Origin of the sequence: Citrobacter sp. CF971, assembly GCF_006385635.1 — a bacterium.
Taxonomy (GTDB): Bacteria; Pseudomonadota; Gammaproteobacteria; order Enterobacterales; family Enterobacteriaceae; genus Citrobacter; species Citrobacter freundii.
Genome location: NZ_CP041051.1, coordinates 3463230 through 3482269, shown reverse-complemented (window position 1 = coordinate 3482269; position 19040 = coordinate 3463230). Strand labels below are relative to the sequence as shown.

18 protein-coding genes are annotated in these 19040 nt (G+C 55.9%); 17 read left to right on the top strand and 1 reads right to left on the bottom strand.

Annotated elements, in window-relative coordinates:
• Positions 1-42 precede the first annotated feature (42 nt).
• Together nudK and E6P06_RS20490 are read left to right on the top strand one after the other, a co-directional pair.
• A complete protein-coding gene (gene nudK / locus E6P06_RS20495) occupies positions 43-618 on the top strand; it encodes a GDP-mannose pyrophosphatase NudK (protein WP_003838513.1) in 576 nt (191 codons plus the stop codon).
• Between the two features lie 123 nt (positions 619-741).
• Positions 742-1785 carry a DUF1176 domain-containing protein gene (locus tag E6P06_RS20490; protein ID WP_003838515.1) on the top strand — a complete coding sequence of 348 codons (1044 nt, stop codon included), beginning with the start codon at positions 742-744 and terminating at the stop codon, positions 1783-1785.
• Here the strand turns inward: E6P06_RS20490 and tkt are convergent.
• Positions 1775-3769: a transketolase gene (gene tkt, locus E6P06_RS20485; protein WP_139935645.1), complete on the bottom strand. Its 1995-nt coding sequence runs from the start codon at positions 3767-3769 to the stop codon at positions 1775-1777. The two genes, E6P06_RS20490 and tkt, sit on opposite strands and share 11 nt — an antisense overlap.
• Positions 3770-4049: 280 nt before the next feature.
• Here tkt and maeB point away from each other — a divergent pair, with 280 nt between their 5' ends.
• From maeB to eutC, 15 genes are all read left to right on the top strand, one after another.
• On the top strand, positions 4050-6329 hold the full coding sequence (gene maeB / locus E6P06_RS20480) for an NADP-dependent oxaloacetate-decarboxylating malate dehydrogenase (protein ID WP_003838520.1): 2280 nt from the start codon (positions 4050-4052) through the stop codon (positions 6327-6329).
• Between the two features lie 160 nt (positions 6330-6489).
• The gene (gene eutS / locus E6P06_RS20475) at positions 6490-6825 is read left to right on the top strand and encodes an ethanolamine utilization microcompartment protein EutS (RefSeq protein ID WP_003037995.1); all 336 of its coding nucleotides are present in this window, start codon (positions 6490-6492) and stop codon (positions 6823-6825) included.
• Between the two features lie 12 nt (positions 6826-6837).
• Positions 6838-7317, top strand: a complete 480-nt coding sequence (gene eutP / locus E6P06_RS20470; RefSeq protein WP_003838521.1) for an ethanolamine utilization acetate kinase EutP — start codon at positions 6838-6840, stop codon at positions 7315-7317.
• Positions 7295-7999, top strand: a complete 705-nt coding sequence (gene eutQ / locus E6P06_RS20465; protein WP_003038001.1) for an ethanolamine utilization acetate kinase EutQ — start codon at positions 7295-7297, stop codon at positions 7997-7999. The genes eutP and eutQ overlap by 23 nt, the downstream gene beginning before the upstream one ends.
• Positions 8000-8008: 9 nt before the next feature.
• Positions 8009-8812, top strand: a complete 804-nt coding sequence (eutT, locus tag E6P06_RS20460; protein WP_003038004.1) for an ethanolamine utilization cob(I)yrinic acid a,c-diamide adenosyltransferase EutT — start codon at positions 8009-8011, stop codon at positions 8810-8812.
• Complete coding sequence (pta, locus tag E6P06_RS20455) at positions 8809-9825, top strand: phosphate acetyltransferase (protein WP_016150739.1); 1017 nt, start codon at positions 8809-8811, stop codon at positions 9823-9825. The genes eutT and pta overlap by 4 nt, the downstream gene beginning before the upstream one ends.
• 37 nt (positions 9826-9862) lie before the next feature.
• On the top strand, positions 9863-10156 hold the full coding sequence (gene eutM, locus E6P06_RS20450) for an ethanolamine utilization microcompartment protein EutM (RefSeq protein ID WP_003835054.1): 294 nt from the start codon (positions 9863-9865) through the stop codon (positions 10154-10156).
• Positions 10157-10270: 114 nt separating this feature from the next.
• Positions 10271-10558, top strand: a complete 288-nt coding sequence (gene eutN, locus E6P06_RS20445) for an ethanolamine utilization microcompartment protein EutN (RefSeq protein WP_003038011.1) — start codon at positions 10271-10273, stop codon at positions 10556-10558.
• Positions 10559-10569: 11 nt separating this feature from the next.
• Complete coding sequence (locus E6P06_RS20440) at positions 10570-11973, top strand: aldehyde dehydrogenase family protein (RefSeq protein ID WP_044714144.1); 1404 nt, start codon at positions 10570-10572, stop codon at positions 11971-11973.
• Between the two features lie 12 nt (positions 11974-11985).
• Positions 11986-12825, top strand: coding sequence for an ethanolamine utilization protein EutJ (eutJ, locus tag E6P06_RS20435; protein WP_003838530.1), 840 nt, complete (start codon positions 11986-11988; stop codon positions 12823-12825).
• Positions 12815-14002 (top strand): ethanolamine utilization ethanol dehydrogenase EutG, encoded by a 1188-nt coding sequence (gene eutG, locus E6P06_RS20430; protein ID WP_016150738.1) that lies wholly within the window; start codon positions 12815-12817, stop codon positions 14000-14002. The genes eutJ and eutG overlap by 11 nt, the downstream gene beginning before the upstream one ends.
• 119 nt (positions 14003-14121) lie before the next feature.
• On the top strand, positions 14122-15354 hold the full coding sequence (gene eutH, locus E6P06_RS20425; protein ID WP_003038023.1) for an ethanolamine utilization protein EutH: 1233 nt from the start codon (positions 14122-14124) through the stop codon (positions 15352-15354).
• Complete coding sequence (gene eutA, locus E6P06_RS20420) at positions 15351-16754, top strand: ethanolamine ammonia-lyase reactivating factor EutA (RefSeq protein WP_003038026.1); 1404 nt, start codon at positions 15351-15353, stop codon at positions 16752-16754. The genes eutH and eutA overlap by 4 nt, the downstream gene beginning before the upstream one ends.
• 11 nt (positions 16755-16765) lie before the next feature.
• Positions 16766-18127 carry an ethanolamine ammonia-lyase subunit alpha gene (eutB, locus tag E6P06_RS20415; RefSeq protein ID WP_003038029.1) on the top strand — a complete coding sequence of 454 codons (1362 nt, stop codon included), beginning with the start codon at positions 16766-16768 and terminating at the stop codon, positions 18125-18127.
• 20 nt (positions 18128-18147) lie between these two features.
• Complete coding sequence (gene eutC, locus E6P06_RS20410; protein ID WP_003038033.1) at positions 18148-19038, top strand: ethanolamine ammonia-lyase subunit EutC; 891 nt, start codon at positions 18148-18150, stop codon at positions 19036-19038.
• Positions 19039-19040: the final 2 nt, after the last annotated feature.

The window sequence follows — 19040 nt, the reverse complement described above, 5'->3', positions numbered from 1 at the left end:
CACGGCGTAGTATTATTTCTCACTTCTTGCTGTGGAGCCGGTATGTCGCAAAAAATTACCCTCATCAAAGATAAAGTCCTCTCCGATAACTACTTCATCCTGCGCAATATCACCTATGACCTGACCCGTAGCACTGGGGAGGTGATTCGTCATAAACGCGAGGTTTACGATCGCGGTAACGGTGCCACAATCCTGCTGTATAACCCGGAGAAGAAAACGGTGGTCTTAATTCGCCAGTTCCGCGTCGCCACCTGGGTCAACGGTAATGAAGATGGTCAACTGATTGAAACCTGCGCCGGGCTGTTGGATAACGACGAACCGGAAGCGTGCATTCGCAAAGAGGCCATTGAAGAGACCGGCTTTGAAGTGGGCGAAGTGCGCAAACTGTTTGAGTTATACATGTCGCCGGGCGGCGTGACGGAAATAATCCACTTCTTCATTGCACAATACAGTGACAGCCAGCGAGCAAACGCTGGTGGCGGTGTGGAAGATGAAGACATTGAAGTTCTGGAACTGCCGTTCACACAGGCGCTGGAAATGATCAAAACGGGTGAGATCCGTGACGGTAAAACGGTGCTATTGTTGAACTATTTGCAGTCGTCGCATCTCATGGACTAATGCGTGGGATTTATATTTCTTTACAAATTTACGGCCAATCCGACAATTCTTATTGAGCCACATCAGTCGCGCAAGGAAGATACCGCTTAGGCTGTGTGTTTTGACTTCGGGGTTGTACCGTCCATGCGCTATCGCGTTATTCTCCTTTTCCTGCTTGGGTTGCTACCAGCCCGATTGCTCTGGGCTGCGCCCGCGCAACAGGCGTTTTCTGACTGGCAGGTGACGTGTAATAACCAAAATTTTTGCGTGGCGCGCAATACCGGAGAGCACCACGGCCTGGTCATGACCTTGAGCCGCAGCGCCGGGGCACATACTGATGCCGTGTTGCGTATTGAGCTGGGCGGGCTGGAATCGTCCAACGTCAAAGAGAGCGATATTGCGCCGCGTCTGTTGTTGGATGGTGTGCCGCTCTCGCTGAGCGGCGAGCACTGGCGTGTTACCCCATGGCAACTGATGACCGATGATCCCGCCACCATTAGCGCATTTTTACAAACCGTACAGGACGCGAAGGCGATTACCCTGCAAAAAGGTGCGCAAAATCTTTCGCTGGTCGGGCTAAAAGCCGCATTGTTGTTTATCGATGCCCAGCAAAAACGGGTTGGCAGCGAAACCGCATGGATCGAAAAAGGTGACGAGCCTCCGCTCAGTGTACCTCCTGCCCCCGCGCTGAAAGGCGTAGCGGTCATTAACCCAACACCAACGCCTCTCACACAGCAAGAGCGCAGTGAACTGCTGGACTATGGTAACTGGCGAATCAACGGTATTCGTTGCTCTATCGATCCGCTGCGTCGCGAGATGCGCGTCACGGCCCTAACGGATGATAAAGCGCTGCTGATGATTGGCTGTGAGGCCGGAGCGTATAACACTATCGATCTGGCGTGGGTGGTTTCACGTACAACCCCGCTGACTTCACGCGCGGTACGGTTAAGCCTGCCTTTTAAAACGGATGCGGAAAGTCGCGATATGGAGCTGACCAACGCTACGTTTGACGAAAAGTCGCGGGAGCTGGTTACCCTCGCTAAAGGACGAGGGTTGGCAGATTGCGGTATCCAGACCCGCTGGCGCTACGATGGTCAGCGTTTTCGCCTGGTGCGCTATGCCCAGGAGCCAAGTTGTGATAACTGGCATGGGCCAGATGCCTGGCCCACACTGTGGATCACACGTTAAGCACCTTGTGTGCTTTGTCGACGATGTTATCTACCGTAAAGCCGAAGAACGGGAACAGCTTGTCTGCCGGCGCCGACTCCCCATAGCCCGTCATCCCAACAATCGCCCCTTTCAGCCCAACATACTTGTACCAGTAGTCGGCAATACCGGCTTCTACCGCCACGCGCGCGCTGACGTTTGCCGGCAGGACCGACTCCCGGTACGTCTCATCCTGGGCGTCGAAGATATCGGTTGAAGGCAGAGAAACTACCCGCACGTTACGGCCTTCGCCGGTCAGTTTTTCCGCAGCCAGCAGCGTGATTTCCATTTCTGAACCGGTAGCAATCAGGATAACATCCGGCTTACCGCCGCCGTCCTTCAGCACATAGCCGCCGCGGGCAATTTGCTGCACTTGCTCAGGCGTGCGCTCAACCTGCGCCAGATTCTGCCGCGAGAGGATCAGCGCCGTTGGCCCGTCATGGCGTTCGACCGCCAGCTTCCAGCCTACTGCCGCCTCAACCTGATCGCACGGTCGCCAGGTACTGAAATTAGGTGTCAGGCGTAGGCTGGCGAGTTGTTCGACGGCCTGGTGCGTGGGACCATCTTCCCCCAGGCCAATCGAGTCGTGGGTATAAACCATGATTTGTCGGGCTTTCATCAGCGCCGCCATGCGCGCGGCATTACGGGCATATTCAACAAACATCAGGAACGTGGCAGTGTAAGGTACGAAGCCCCCGTGGTGCGCGATACCATTGGCAATGGCGGTCATGCCAAATTCCCGCACGCCGTAGTGGATGTAGTTTCCTGCATGATCCTCTTTAAGAGAGGAGGAGCCTTTCCAGATGGTCAGGTTGCTGGGTGCCAGATCCGCCGAGCCGCCGAGCAGTTCTGGCAGTATCGGCCCATAGACGTTCAGGGTATTTTGCGAAGCTTTACGGGTGGCTATTTTGGCTGGGTTGGCTTGCAGGTCGGTAATATATTTCTGGGTTGTTGCTTCCCACTCCTTAGGCAGTCCGCCGCTCATCCGGCGAGTAAACTCTGCCGCCAGTTCTGGGTAGGCTTGTTCGTAAGCTGCGAATTTTTCCTTCCAGCCCTGTTGCGCTTTTTCGCCTTTCTCGCGTGCGTCCCAGGCCCGGTAAATCTCTTTGGGGATTTCAAAAGCAGGATGATGCCACCCCAGTTTCTGCCGGGTCAGCGCCACCTCTTCTTCGCCCAGCGCAGCGCCGTGTGCTTCCTCTTTCCCGGCTTTATTCGGTGAGCCAAAACCAATCACCGTGCGGCAGATAATCAGCGACGGTTTATCGGTAACAGCCTGCGCTTCCTGAATGGCTTTTTTCACCGCCTCAGGGTCATGACCGTCAATATCGTGCACTACATGCCAGTGGTAAGCCTCAAAGCGTTTTGCAGTATCGTCGGTAAACCAGCCTTCGGTTTCGCCATCAATTGAGATGCCGTTGTGATCGTAGAAGCCGATGAGTTTGCCAAGCCCCAGCGTGCCCGCCAGCGAACAAGCCTCGTGTGAAATACCCTCCATCAGACAGCCGTCGCCCATAAAGACCCAGGTAAAGTGGTTAACAATCTCATGGTCCGGCTGGTTAAACTGCGCTGCCAGCGTGCGCTCGGCAATGGCCATGCCGACGGCGTTGGCCAAACCCTGGCCCAGCGGTCCGGTGGTGGTTTCCACGCCCGGCGTGTAGCCAATTTCCGGGTGACCTGGCGTCTTCGAATGGAGCTGACGGAAGTTCTTTAATTCTTCGATCGGCAGGTCGTAACCGGAAAGATGCAATAGGCTGTAAAGCAGCATTGAGGCGTGGCCGTTGGACAGAATAAACCGGTCACGATCGTACCAGGTGGGATCTGTCGGGTTATGGCGTAGAAAATCGTTCCACAGCACTTCGGCGATATCGGCCATCCCCATTGGTGCTCCTGGGTGGCCGGAGTTAGCTTTTTGGACGGCATCCATACTCAGCGCACGAATGGCATTGGCAAGCTCTTTACGGGGCATAGGAAATACTCCTTGAAAAGTAAAGTGTTAGATGCGTGTTGTGATTCACACTTTTGGGAAAATTGCGGGCGTTGTCAGCAAAAAGCATAGCAGACAAGCATGGTATTGCTGGATTAAGCAGGTAACATGGCTGTTATAAATTGATAACAAATTCTTTCTTTGAATGGTGAGAGTTTGGGGACCTTCAAAGTTTGTGCCGTTGACTGAGGTGATAATGTGCGGCTCAGTAGAATGGTTACCCGCGCCACTTTTTTGATAGATACGTGAAAGGAACAACAAGATGGATGACCAGTTAAAACAAAGCGCCCTCGATTTCCACGAATTTCCAGTACCCGGTAAAATCCAGGTTTCTCCGACCAAGCCTCTGGCAACGCAGCGCGACCTGGCGCTGGCCTACTCGCCGGGCGTGGCTGCACCGTGTCTTGAAATTGAAAAGGACCCGCTGGCAGCCTACAAATACACCGCGCGCGGCAACCTGGTTGCGGTTATCTCTAACGGTACGGCGGTGCTGGGTCTTGGCAACATTGGCGCACTGGCCGGCAAACCGGTGATGGAAGGTAAAGGCGTTCTGTTTAAGAAATTCGCCGGGATCGACGTGTTCGACATTGAAGTCGATGAACTCGATCCGGATAAATTTATCAATGTGGTTGCGGCCCTGGAACCCACGTTTGGCGGTATCAACCTCGAAGATATCAAAGCGCCGGAGTGCTTCTACATTGAGCAAAAGCTGCGCGAACGCATGAATATTCCGGTCTTCCACGATGACCAGCACGGTACAGCAATCATCAGTACTGCCGCAATTCTGAACGGTCTGCGGGTGGTTGAGAAAAATATCTCCGACGTGCGCATGGTGGTGTCTGGCGCAGGCGCGGCGGCGATTGCCTGTATGAACCTGCTGGTAGCGCTGGGTATGCAGAAACACAATATTGTGGTCTGTGACTCCAAAGGCGTGATTTACAAAGACCGCGAACCGAACATGGCGGAAACCAAAGCGGCTTATGCGGTGGTGGATGACGGTAAGCGTACGCTGGATGATGTCATTGACGGCGCAGATATTTTCCTCGGTTGCTCCGGTCCGAAAGTGCTGACGCAGGAAATGGTTAAGAAGATGGCGCGTGCGCCAATGATTCTGGCACTCGCTAACCCGGAACCGGAAATCCTGCCGCCGTTGGCAAAAGAGGTGCGTTCCGACGCAATCATTTGTACTGGTCGTTCAGACTACCCGAACCAGGTTAACAACGTCCTGTGCTTCCCGTTCATCTTCCGCGGTGCGCTGGATGTCGGTGCAACGGCCATCAACGAAGAGATGAAACTGGCGGCGGTGCACGCCATTGCTGAGCTGGCGCATGCCGAGCAGAGTGAAGTGGTGGCCTCTGCTTATGGCGATCAGGACCTGAGCTTCGGCCCGGAATACATCATTCCGAAACCGTTCGACCCGCGTCTGATCGTCAAAATCGCCCCTGCTGTGGCGAAAGCAGCGATGGACTCTGGTGTGGCAACGCGTCCGATTGCCGACTTTGACGCTTACATCGATAAGCTGACTGAATTCGTCTACAAAACCAACCTGTTCATGAAGCCAATTTTCTCCCTGGCACGCAAAGCGCCGAAGCGTGTGGTGCTGACGGAAGGGGAAGAAGCGCGCGTACTGCATGCTACCCAGGAGCTGATTACTTTAGGGCTGGCAAAACCAATCCTGATCGGTCGTCCGAGCGTTATTGAAATGCGTATCCAGAAACTGGGGCTGCAGATCAAAGCGGGCGTCGATTTTGAAATCGTCAACAACGAATCCGATCCACGCTTTAAAGAGTACTGGAGCGAGTACTACCAGATTATGAAGCGCCGTGGGATCACCCAGGAGCAGGCGCAGCGTGCGGTGATTGCCAACACTACGGTGATCGGTGCAATCATGGTGCAGCGTGGCGAAGCGGATGCGATGATCTGCGGTACGATTGGTGACTACCATGAGCACTTCAGCGTGGTGAAAGAGGTGTTTGGTCATCGTGACGGCGTGCATACTGCCGGGGCGATGAACGCCTTGCTGCTGCCAAGCGGTAACACTTTTATCGCCGATACTTACGTCAACGACGATCCTACGCCTGAGCAACTGGCGGAAATCGCCGTTATGGCGGCAGAGACTGTGCGTCGCTTTGGTATTGAACCGAAGGTGGCGTTGCTATCTCACTCCAACTTTGGTTCCTCTGACTGCCCGTCGGCCAGCAAAATGCGCGAAGCGCTGGAGCTGATTAAGGCGCGCGCGCCAGAGTTGATGATTGACGGCGAAATGCACGGCGACGCCGCGCTGGTGGAAAGTATCCGTAATGACCGCATGCCGGACAGTCCGTTGAAAGGCTCAGCGAATATTCTGGTGATGCCGAATATGGAAGCGGCCCGTATTAGTTACAACTTACTACGCGTTTCCAGTTCTGAAGGCGTAACGGTTGGCCCGGTGCTGATGGGGGTTGCGAAACCTGTTCATGTATTAACGCCGATCGCCTCTGTTCGTCGTATCGTTAATATGGTGGCGCTGGCGGTTGTAGAAGCACAGACTCAGCCGCTGTAATTTCACTTTAATTAATTTCCGGCGCGGGTTTCTCTCGCGCCTTTTTATTTTCCCTTTCTTAGTGATCTACTTCACCTTTTAAACCTGGTTGCCGAATTTTGTTATTTACTCTGACAAAAAATTGCCACGATAAGGGCAGTTTTAGCGGAGGCGGTGAGCAATGGAAAAAGAACGCATTATTCAGGAATTTGTGCCGGGGAAACAGGTCACGCTGGCGCATCTCATTGCGCACCCCGGCGAGGAATTAGCGAAAAAGATCGGCGTTCCCGAAGCGGGCGCTATCGGCATCATGACGCTGACGCCAGGCGAAACCGCGATGATTGCCGGTGACTTAGCCATGAAGGCGGCGGATGTACATATCGGTTTTCTCGATAGATTCAGCGGCGCACTGGTGATCTACGGCTCGGTAGGCGCAGTAGAAGAAGCGTTATTACAGACGGTAAGCGGTCTGGGTCGATTATTAAATTTCACTTTGTGCAACCTGACAAAAAGTTAATCAGAGGCGGCGATGAAACGTATTGCGTTTGTCGGTACGGTGGGGGCGGGGAAAACAACGCTCTTTAATGCGCTACAGGGGAATTATTCCCTCGCCAGAAAAACACAGGCCGTGGAGTTTAATGAAAATGGCGATATCGATACGCCAGGGGAATATTTTAGCCATCCGCGCTGGTATCACGCCTTAATTACCACGCTGCAGGATGTTGATACGTTGATTTATATACACGCGGCAAATGATAAAGAAAGTCGCTTACCTGCCGGGCTGTTGGATATCGGTGCCAGTAAACGACAAATCGCCGTTATCAGTAAAACGGACATGCCGGATGCCGATGTCGCCGCAACGCGACAACTACTTCGCGGGATGGGGTTTCAGGAGCCGATTTTTGAGCTCAATAGCCATGACCCGCGCAGTGTGCAGCACCTGGTGGATTATCTGACTGAGCTCAGCCAAAAGGAGGAAAGGGCAGGTGAAAAAACTTATCACAGCTAACGATATTCGTGCGGCCCACGCACGCGGCGAACAGGAAATGTCGGTTGTTCTGCGCGCCAGCATCATCACCCCGGAGGCGCGCGAAGTTGCGGAGCTGCTGGGCGTTACCATCAGTGAATGCGATGAATCCGCGCCAGGCGCCGTCGCTGCTGCTCCGGCTGCGGTGATTGATGGCAAAACGGAAAGCCAGCGTATTCGCGAAACCATCATTGCGCAGTTACCGGAAGGGCAGTTTACCGAAAGCCTGGTCGCGCAGCTGATGGACAAAGTCATGAAGGAAAAGCAGTCGCTGGAGCAGGGCGGAATGCAGCCGAGCTTTAACTCGGTGACCGGCAAAGGCGGTGTGAAAGTCATCGACGGCAGCAGCGTGAAGTTTGGTCGTTTTGACGGCGCGCAGCCGCACTGCGTGGGCTTAACCGATCTGGTGACCGACCAGGACGGTAGCAGCATGGCCGCCGGGTTTATGCAGTGGGATAACGCCTTTTTCCCATGGACGCTGAACTACGACGAAATCGACATGATTCTGGAAGGAGAGCTGCATGTTCGCCACGAAGGCGAAACCATGATTGCAAAAGCCGGGGACGTGATGTTTATCCCGAAAGGCTCCAGCATCGAATTTGGTACGCCATCGACGGTGAAGTTTCTGTATGTGGCCTGGCCTGCGAACTGGCAGTCCTGCTAAGGCGGATGTATGAAGGATTTCATTACCGAAGCATGGCTCAGAGCGAATCATACGCTCAGCGAAGGGGCTGAAATTCATCTCCCCGCTGACGCTCGCCTGACGCCGTCTGCCCGGGAATTACTGGAAAGCCGACATCTGCGCATTAAGTTTATTGACGAGCAGGGCAGCCTGTTTATTGATGACGAAGAACAGCAGCCGCAGCCGGTTCATGGATTAACCAGCAGTGATACGCATCCACAGGCCAGCTGCGAACTGTGCCATCAACCGGTGGCGAAGAAACCGGACACCCTGACGCATCTGACAGCGGACAAGATGGTCGCCAAAAGTGACCCTCGGCTGGGATTTCGCGCCGCGCTGGACAGCACCATCGCCCTGGCTGTGTGGTTGCAGATTGAGATGGCAGAACCGTGGCAGCCGTGGCTGGCGGATATCCGCTCGCGCCTGGGCAATATTATGCGCGCAGACGCCATGGATGAGCCGCTGGCAGCACAAGCTGTCGTGGGTTTGAGTGACGAAGATTTACACCGTCTTTCACATCAACCGCTGCGCTATCTGGACCACGACCATCTGGTGCCTGAAGCCAGCCATGGACGTGATTGTGCGCTGCTTAATCTGCTGCGTACCAAAGTCCGTGAAACGGAGACGGTGGCGGCCCAGGTATTCATCACTCGCAGTTTTGAGGTTATGCGACCGGACATTATGCAGGCGCTCAACCGCCTTTCCAGTACGGTCTACGTGATGATGATTCTGAGTGTTGCAAAGCATCCGCTGACGGTTAGTCAAATTCAACAGAGACTGGGGGAGAAGCAATGATCATTGAACGTGCTCGTCAACTCGCCCAACGCTCACCTGCACGAGTAGTGTTCCCGGATGCGCTGGATGTCCGGGTGCTGAAGGCGGCCAATTACCTGCATCAGCACGGTCTGGCGCGCCCCATTCTCGTCGCCAGCCCGTTTGCGCTACGCCAGTTTGCGCTCAGTCATCGCGTAGCCATGGATGGTATTCAGGTTATTGATCCACAAAGCAATGTACAGATGCGTGAAGAGTTTGCCCTGCGCTGGCTGGCCCGTGCGGGTGAAAAAACGCCGCCGGATGCGCGGGAGAAGCTCAACGATCCGCTGATGTTTGCCGCCGCGATGGTCAGTGCCGGTAAAGCCGATGTGTGTATTGCGGGCAACTTGTCATCAACGGCAAACGTGCTGCGTGCAGGATTGCGCATTATTGGATTACAGCCTGGTTGCAAAACGCTGTCGTCAATTTTCCTGATGCTGCCGCAGTATCTCGGGCCGTCATTAGGATTTGCAGACTGTAGCGTTGTGCCGCAGCCCACTGCTGCACAGCTGGCGGATATCGCCATCGCCAGCGCTGAAACCTGGAAGGCGATCACAGGTGAAGAGCCGCGCGTGGCCATGCTGTCGTTTTCAAGTAATGGCAGTGCTCGCCATCCTAACGTCGCTAACGTGCAGCAGGCGACCGAGATCGTTCGTGAGCGTGCCCCGCAGCTTACCGTGGACGGTGAACTGCAATTTGATGCCGCCTTTGTTCCGGATGTCGCTGCGCAAAAAGCGCCAGCAAGTCCGTTAAAGGGCAATGCCAATGTGATGGTCTTCCCATCGCTGGAGGCGGGCAATATTGGCTACAAAATCGCTCAGCGTCTGGGAGGGTATCGCGCAGTAGGGCCATTGATTCAGGGGCTTGCCGCACCGCTTCATGATCTCTCTCGTGGCTGTAGCGTACAGGAAATTATCGAACTGGCGTTGGTGGCAGCAGTGCCGCGCCAGACTGACATGAGTCGTGAAAACGCCTCGCACACACTGGTTGTATAAGGTCCCGTTCAGGACCCCTTAATGAGAGGAAAACACAATGGAAGCATTAGGAATGATTGAAACCCGGGGCCTGGTTGCACTGATTGAGGCTTCTGACGCAATGGTTAAAGCGGCACGTGTGAAACTGGTTGGCGTGAAGCAGATCGGTGGCGGTCTGGTCACTGCCATGGTCCGTGGCGACGTAGCGGCATGTAAAGCTGCAACGGACGCAGGTGCTGCGGCAGCACAGCGTATTGGCGAGCTGGTTTCAGTGCACGTGATCCCGCGTCCGCACGGCGATCTGGAAGAAGTGTTCCCGATCAGCTTTAAAGGCGACAGCAACGACATGTAAGTCGTCCATGTGACGCCACAGACTTCATTGCTGGCGTCACCCTCTCTCCTTTTCACATTACCTTCTGCGGAGGGTAGGGGGAGGTTTTACCTGAAATATGCCACGGAGGCGCGTATGAAACTGGCAATCGTTACAGGACAAATTGTTTGTACCGTACGCCATCAGGGGCTCGCGCACGACAAGTTGCTGATGGTGGAAATGATTGACGCCCAGGGAAATCCCGACGGGCAATGTGCTGTTGCTATCGACAGCATCGGGGCGGGAACCGGAGAGTGGGTGCTGCTGGTCAGCGGAAGCTCCGCCCGTCAGGCGCACCGGAATGAATCATCGCCTGTCGATCTGTGCGTGATTGGCATTGTCGATGAAGTGGTGGCAGGTGGTCAGGTGATCTTCCATAAATAAGGCAGAAAATCATGAATCAACAGGATATTGAACAGGTCGTGAAAGCGGTACTGCTGAAAATGAAAGACAGCAGCCAACCCGTCAGTGCCGTTCAAGAAATGGGCGTTTTTGCCTCCCTGGATGACGCAGTGGCGGCAGCAAAACTGGCCCAGCAGGGGCTGAAAAGCGTCGCCATGCGCCAACTGGCTATCACGGCGCTACGTGAGGCGGGCGAAAAGCACGCCAGAGAATTAGCGGAACTTGCCGTCACTGAAACCGGCATGGGACGCGTCGAAGATAAATTTGCCAAAAACGTGGCGCAGGCGCGCGGCACGCCGGGTGTGGAATGCCTGTCTCCACAGGTTCTGACCGGCGATAACGGTCTGACGCTGATTGAAAACGCGCCGTGGGGCGTGGTGGCCTCGGTAACCCCATCCACCAACCCGGCCGCGACCGTTATTAACAACGCCATCAGCCTGATTGCCGCTGGTAACAGCGTGGTTTTCGCACCGCATCCGGCGGCGAAAAAAGTCTCTCAGCGCGCTATCACTCTGCTTAACCAGGCGGTAGTTGCCGCAGGCGGTCCGGCAAACCTGTTGGTGACGGTTGCCAACCCAGATATCGAGACTGCCCAACGTCTGTTCAAGTACCCTGGTATCGGCCTGCTGGTGGTGACCGGTGGTGAAGCCGTAGTAGATGCCGCGCGTAAGCACACCAACAAACGTTTGATTGCCGCTGGCGCAGGTAATCCGCCGGTGGTGGTTGATGAAACGGCTGACCTGGCACGCGCGGCGCAGTCGGTAGTCAAAGGCGCATCGTTTGACAACAACATCATCTGCGCTGACGAAAAAGTGCTGATCGTGGTCGATAGCGTCGCTGATGAACTGATGCGTCTGATGGAAAGCCAGCATGCGGTGAAACTCACCACGGCCCAGGCCGAACAGCTGCAGCCGGTGCTGCTGAAAAATATCGATGAGCGCGGTAAAGGCACGGTCAGTCGTGACTGGGTAGGTCGTGACGCAGGCAAAATCGCTGCGGCGATTGGTCTGAACGTACCGGATCAAACCCGTCTGTTATTCGTCGAAACCTCCGCGACGCATCCGTTTGCCGTCACCGAACTGATGATGCCGGTTCTACCAGTCGTGCGGGTCGCTAACGTCGATGAAGCCATTGAACTGGCGGTCAAGCTTGAAGGTGGTTGCCACCATACGGCGGCGATGCACTCGCGCAATATCGACAACATGAACCGTATGGCAAACGCCATTGATACCAGCATCTTCGTTAAGAACGGACCGTGCATTGCCGGTCTTGGACTCGGCGGCGAAGGCTGGACCACGATGACCATTACCACACCAACCGGGGAAGGGGTGACCAGTGCGCGTACGTTTGTGCGTCTGCGTCGCTGTGTGTTGGTAGACGCCTTCAGAATTGTATAAGGAGTAAATGAGATGGCGCACGACGAACAACGTTGGTTGACACCCAGACTGCTAAAAGCGGCAACGCTATGTAACCAGACGCCCACAAAGAGCGATTCACCGCTGTGGTTGGGCATTGATTTGGGAACGTGTGATGTGGTGTCGATGGTTGTGGACAGTGACGGACAGCCGGTCGCGGTTTGCCTGGACTGGGCCGATGTCGTGCGCGATGGCATCGTCTGGGATTTCTTTGGTGCGGTGACCATCGTTCGTCGCCATCTCGATACGCTCGAACAACAGCTGGGTTGCCGCTTTACCCATGCGGCAACCTCATTTCCACCGGGAACTGACCCTCGCATCTCTATTAACGTGCTGGAGTCTGCCGGGCTTGAAGTGAGCCATGTGCTCGACGAACCGACAGCGGTGGCGGATCTGTTGCAGCTCGATAACGCCGGCGTGGTGGATATTGGTGGTGGCACTACCGGGATTGCGATCGTTAAACAAGGCAAGGTGACCTACTCCGCTGATGAAGCAACCGGTGGGCATCATATCTCTCTGACGCTGGCCGGGAACCGTCGTATCCAGTTAGAAGAAGCCGAGCAGTACAAGCGTAGCAATGGCAAAGAAATCTGGCCGGTGGTGAAGCCTGTCTACGAAAAAATGGCGGAAATCGTCGCCCATCATATTGCGGGTCAGGGCGTTACCGATTTATGGCTGGCCGGTGGTTCCTGCATGCAGCCGGGCGTTGATGAGCTGTTCCGTAAGCGTTTCCCGGAACTGCAGGTGCATTTACCCCAGCACAGCCTGTTTATGACCCCGCTGGCGATTGCCAACAGCGGAAAAGAAAAAGCGGAAGGAATCTATGCAAGCTGAATTGCAGACCGCGCTCTTTCAGGCATTCGATACCCTGAATCTGCAACGCGTAAAAACGTTTAGCGTTCCACCGGTCACCCTTTGTGGGCTGGGAGCGCTCAGTACCTGCGGACAGGAAGCACAAACGCGCGGATTGACGCATATGTTCGTCATGGTGGACAGCTTCCTGCATCAGGCGGGGATGACCGCCGCACTGGAGCGCAGTCTGGCGATGAAAGGCGTGGCGATGACGCTGTGGCCATGTCCGGTGGGCGAACCGTGCATTACAGACGTCTGCGCGGCGGTCGCGCAATTGCGTGAATCGAAGTGCGATGGCGTTGTGGCCTTTGGTGGTGGCTCCGTACTGGATGCCGCCAAGGCAGTGGCGTTGCTGGTGACCAACCCCACTCAGACGCTGGCAGGCATGGACGAGCGCAGCGCGTTACGCCCACGTCTGCCGCTGATTGCCGTACCGACTACCGCCGGAACGGGCTCAGAAACCACCAACGTCACGGTGATAATCGACGCCGCGACTGGACTCAAAAAAGTGCTGGCCCACGCAACCCTGATGCCGGATGTGGCGATCCTGGACGCTGCATTGACGGAAGGCGTGCCTGCACATGTAACGGCAATGACCGGGATTGATGCACTGACGCACGCCGTTGAAGCGTATAGCGCGCTGAACGCGACGCCGTTTACCGACAGTCTGGCGATTGGCGCGATTGCGATGATAGGTAAATCGCTGCCGAAGGCCGTCGGCTACGGTCAGGATCTGGCGGCGCGCGAAAGCATGCTGCTGGCTTCCTGTATGGCCGGGATGGCGTTTTCCAGCGCAGGGCTGGGCCTGTGCCATGCGATGGCGCACCAGCCGGGAGCGACGTTGCATATCCCACACGGACAGGCTAACGCCATGCTGCTTCCTACGGTAATGGGGTTCAACCGCATGGTGTGTCGTGAGCGCTTCAGCCATATCGGACGCGCGTTAACCAACAAGAAATCGGACGATCGTGATGCTATCAACGCGGTCAGCGAGTTGATTAGCGAAGTGGGCCAGACCAAACGACTCTCAGACGTTGGAGCAAAACCCGAGCATTACAGCGCATGGGCACACGCCGCGCTGGAGGATATTTGTATTCGCAGTAACCCACGCATCGCCACGCAGGAACAGATTATCGACCTGTACGCGGCTGCCGGGTAATGCCTGTAGGCCGGATAAGGTGCTTGCACCGCCATCCGGCAATAACACGGCGTTAATGCCGGAGGCGACGTAAACGTCTTATCCGGCCTACAAATCACAAATGACAGGGAGTAGGGGCTATGGGAATTAACGAAATCATCATGTACATCATGATGTTCTTTATGCTGATTGCCGCCGTGGACAGGATCCTGTCGCAGTTCGGCGGTTCGGCGCGCTTCCTCGGTAAGTTCGGTAAGAGCATTGAGGGATCGGGCGGTCAGTTTGAAGAAGGCTTTATGGCAATGGGCGCGCTGGGCCTGGCGATGGTCGGTATGACCGCGCTGGCACCGGTACTGGCGCATGTGCTCGGGCCGGTAATTATTCCGCTGTACGAAATGCTGGGCGCGAACCCGTCGATGTTTGCCGGAACGCTGCTGGCGTGCGATATGGGCGGCTTCTTCCTGGCGAAAGAGCTGGCGGGCGGCGACGTGGCGGCATGGTTGTACTCTGGGCTGATTCTCGGCGCGATGATGGGACCGACGCTGGTGTTCTCCATTCCGGTTGCGCTGGGAATTATTGAACCGTCTGACCGTCGTTATCTGGCGCTGGGCGTGCTGGCCGGTATTGTCACCATTCCGATTGGCTGTATTGCGGGTGGTCTGGTCGCGATGTACTCCGGCGTGGAAATCAACGGTCAGCCGGTGGAGTTCACCTTTGCGTTGATCCTGATGAACATGATCCCGGTGCTGATCGTAGCCGTGCTGGTGGCGCTGGGACTGAAATTCATCCCGGAAAAAATGATCAACGGCTTCCAGATCTTCGCCAAGTTCCTGGTAGCGCTGATCACCCTCGGTCTGGCTGCGGCAGTCATCAAGTTCCTGCTCGGCTGGGAGCTGATCCCAGGTCTTGATCCTATTTTCATGGCGCCAGGCGACAAGCCGGGTGAAGTGATGCGCGCCATCGAAGTTATCGGTTCTATCTCCTGTGTGCTGCTGGGTGCCTACCCGATGGTGCTGCTGCTGACCCGCTGGTTTGAAAAACCGCTGATGAGCGTCGGCAACCTGTTAAAAGTCAATAACATTGCGGCTGCGGGTATGGTGGCAACGCTTGCCAATAACATCCCAATGTTCGGCATGATGAAAAACATGGATACCCGCGGCAAAGTGATCAACTGCGCCTTTGCGGTTTCCGCGGCCTTCGCTCTGGGTGACCACTTAGGTTTCGCCGCTGCCAACATGAACGCCATGATCTTCCCGATGATTGTCGGCAAGCTGATCGGCGGCGTGACGGCGATTGGCGTGGCTATGCTGTTAGTACCGAAAGACGAAGATGTTCCGGCACCAGCAGAAACCAATCCGGAGGCGCAATCGTGAATACTCGCCAGCTACTCAGCGTCGGTATCGATATCGGCACCACCACCACTCAGGTGATCTTCTCGCGCCTTGAGCTGGTTAACCGTGCGGCAGTGTCGCAGGTGCCGCGCTACGAATTCATCAAACGCGAAATTAGCTGGCAAAGCCCGGTGTTCTTTACCCCTGTTGATAAGCAGGGCGGGTTGAAAGAGGCCGAACTGAAAGCACTGATCCTCGCCCAGTATCAGGCGGCGGGCATTGCGCCGGAAACGGTTGATTCCGGCGCGATCATCATTACCGGGGAAAGTGCCAAAACGCGCAACGCGCGCCCGGCGGTGATGGCGCTCTCCCAGTCGCTGGGGGATTTCGTGGTTGCCAGCGCCGGTCCGCATCTGGAATCGGTGATTGCTGGTCACGGTGCGGGGGCACAAACCCTGTCCGAGCAGAAGTTGTGCCGCGTACTGAATATCGACATCGGCGGCGGTACGTCGAACTACGTTCTGTTCGATGCCGGAAAAGTCAGCGGATCGGCCTGTCTGAACGTCGGCGGACGGCTACTGGAAACGGACGGTCAGGGGCGCGTGGTGCATGCGCATCAGCCGGGACAAATGATTGTGGATGACGTATTTGGTCCAGGCACTGATGCCCGAACCCTCAATGCGGCGCAGCTTGTTCAGGTGGCCCGACGGATGGCGGCGCTGATTGTGGAGGTGATTGACGGCACGTTATCACCGCTGGCACAGGCGCTGATGCAAACCGCTCTGTTACCGGCGGGCGTGAAGCCGGAAGTGATTACGTTGTCCGGCGGGGTGGGCGAGTGCTACCGCAACCAACCTGCCGATCCGTTCTGTTTTTCCGACATTGGGCCGCTGTTAGCGACGGCGCTGCATGAACATCCGCGCCTGCGTGAGATGAACGTGCAGTTCCCGGCGCAAACCGTGCGCGCCACAGTGATTGGCGCCGGTGCGCATACGCTGTCGCTTTCGGGCAGCACTATCTGGCTGGAAGGTGTGGCGCTTCCGCTGCGCAATCTGCCGGTGGCGATTCCGGTTGATGAGGCTGATCTGGTGGCCGCCTGGCAACAGGCACTAATGCAGCTCGATCTGGACCCGCAAACGGACGCCTACGTGTTGGCGCTGCCCGCTTCTCTGCCGGTGCGCTACGCCGCGCTGTTAACGGTGATTGATGCGTTGCTGGCCTTTGTCGCGCGCTATCCGAATCCGCATCCCCTGCTGGTGGTAGCCGAGCAGGATTTTGGTAAAGCCCTGGGCATGCTGTTACGCCCACAGTTACAGCAACACCCGCTGGCGGTCATCGATGAGGTGGTTGTCCGGGCGGGGGACTATATCGACATTGGTACGCCTCTTTTTGGCGGATCGGTTGTGCCGGTGACGGTGAAATCACTCGCATTTCCTTCCTGAGGGAACGACTTATGAAACTAAAGACCACATTGTTCGGCAATGTTTATCAGTTTAAGGATGTTAAAGAGGTGCTGGCAAAAGCCAACGAACTGCGTTCGGGGGATGTGCTGGCAGGTGTCGCTGCAACCAGTTCGCAAGAGCGCGTGGCGGCTAAGCAGGTATTGTCGGAAATGACGGTAGCGGATATCCGTAATAACCCGGTGATTTCCTATGAAGAGGACTGCGTGACGCGTCTTATTCAGGATGACGTCAACGAAACGGCCTATAACCGCATCAAAAACTGGAGTATCAGCGAGCTGCGCGAGTACGTGCTGAGCGATGAAACCTCTGTTGATGATATTGCGTTTACGCGTAAAGGGTTAACGTCGGAAGTGGTCGCTGCGGTAGCAAAAATCTGCTCTAACGCGGACCTGATCTACGGCGGTAAGAAAATGCCGGTGATCAAAAAGGCTAACACCACCATCGGTCTACCGGGCACCTTTAGCTGCCGTTTGCAGCCGAACGATACCCGTGACGATGTACAGAGTATTGCGGCGCAAATCTATGAAGGACTGTCTTTCGGTGCGGGCGATGCGGTGATCGGTGTCAACCCGGTCACGGATGACGTGGAAAACTTAAGCCGCGTGCTCGATACCGTGTATGGCGTTATCGACAAGTTCAATATTCCGACCCAGGGCTGCGTACTGGCGCACGTCACCACCCAGATTGAAGCGATTCGTCGCGGTGCGCCGGGCGGGCTGATTTTCCAGAGTATCTGCGGTAGCGAAAAAGGCTTAAAAGAGTTTGGCGTTGAGCTGGCCATGCTGGATGAAGCGCGTGCAGTGGGTGCTGAATTCAACCGTATCGCCGGGGAAAACTGCCTGTACTTTGAAACCGGGCAAGGGTCTGCGCTCTCCGCTGGCGCTAACTTTGGTGCCGATCAGGTGACGATGGAAGCGCGTAACTACGGGCTGGCGCGTCACTACGATCCGTTCCTGGTGAACACCGTGGTGGGCTTTATCGGGCCGGAATATCTATACAACGACCGTCAGATTATTCGCGCGGGCTTAGAAGATCACTTCATGGGCAAGCTGAGCGGCATCTCAATGGGCTGCGACTGCTGTTACACCAACCATGCTGATGCTGACCAGAACCTCAATGAAAACCTGATGATTCTGCTCGCCACCGCTGGCTGCAACTACATCATGGGCATGCCGCTCGGTGACGACATCATGCTCAACTACCAGACCACCGCCTTCCACGACACCGCGACCGTGCGCCAGTTGCTGAACCTGCGCCCGTCGCCGGAGTTTGAACGCTGGCTGGAAACCATGGGCATTATGGCAAACGGTCGCCTGACCAAACGGGCGGGCGATCCGTCACTGTTCTTCTGATGACGCGGGGATGACACACGATGGATCAAAAACAGATTGAAGAAATTGTACGCAGCGTAATGGCGTCAATGGGAGAGCCGCAGGTTCAAGCGCCATCAGCGGAAGTGAAATGCAGCACTACGCAGTGCGCCGCGCCGACCGGTGAAAGCTGTGCGATGGACTTAGGTTCAGCTGAAGCGAAAGCGTGGATTGGCGTTGAGAATCCGCATCGTGCAGAGGTATTGACCGAACTGCGCCGTAGCACCGCTGCGCGTGTATGTACCGGTCGTGCCGGTCCACGTCCGCGTACCCAGGCGCTGCTGCGCTTCCTTGCTGACCACTCGCGTTCGAAAGATACGGTATTGAAAGAAGTGCCGGAAGAGTGGGTAAAAGCCCAGGGACTACTGGAAGTGCGCTCGGAAATCAGCGACAAAAACTTGTATCTGACGCGCCCGGACATGGGACGTCGTCTGAGTGCGGAAGCCATTGAAGCACTGAAATCACAGTGTGTAATGAATCCGGATGTGCAGGTGATTATTTCTGATGGTCTGTCTACTGACGCCATCACCGCCAACTACGAAGAGATCCTGCCGCCGTTGTTGTCGGGCTTAAAACAGGCCGGATTGAAGGTCGGGACGCCGTTCTTTGTTCGCTATGGGCGCGTGAAAATTGAAGATCAGATCGGCGAACTGCTGGGTGCAAAAGCGGTGATCTTGCTGGTTGGTGAGCGTCCGGGCCTCGGCCAGTCGGAAAGTCTTTCTTGCTACGCCGTCTATTCGCCGCGTGTGGCAACCACCGTTGAGGCTGACCGTACCTGCATCTCGAACATTCACCAGGGCGGTACGCCACCGGTTGAAGCGGCGGCGGTGATTGTGGATTTGGCCAAGCGCATGCTGGAGCAAAAAGCATCCGGCATCAATATGACCCGTTAAGG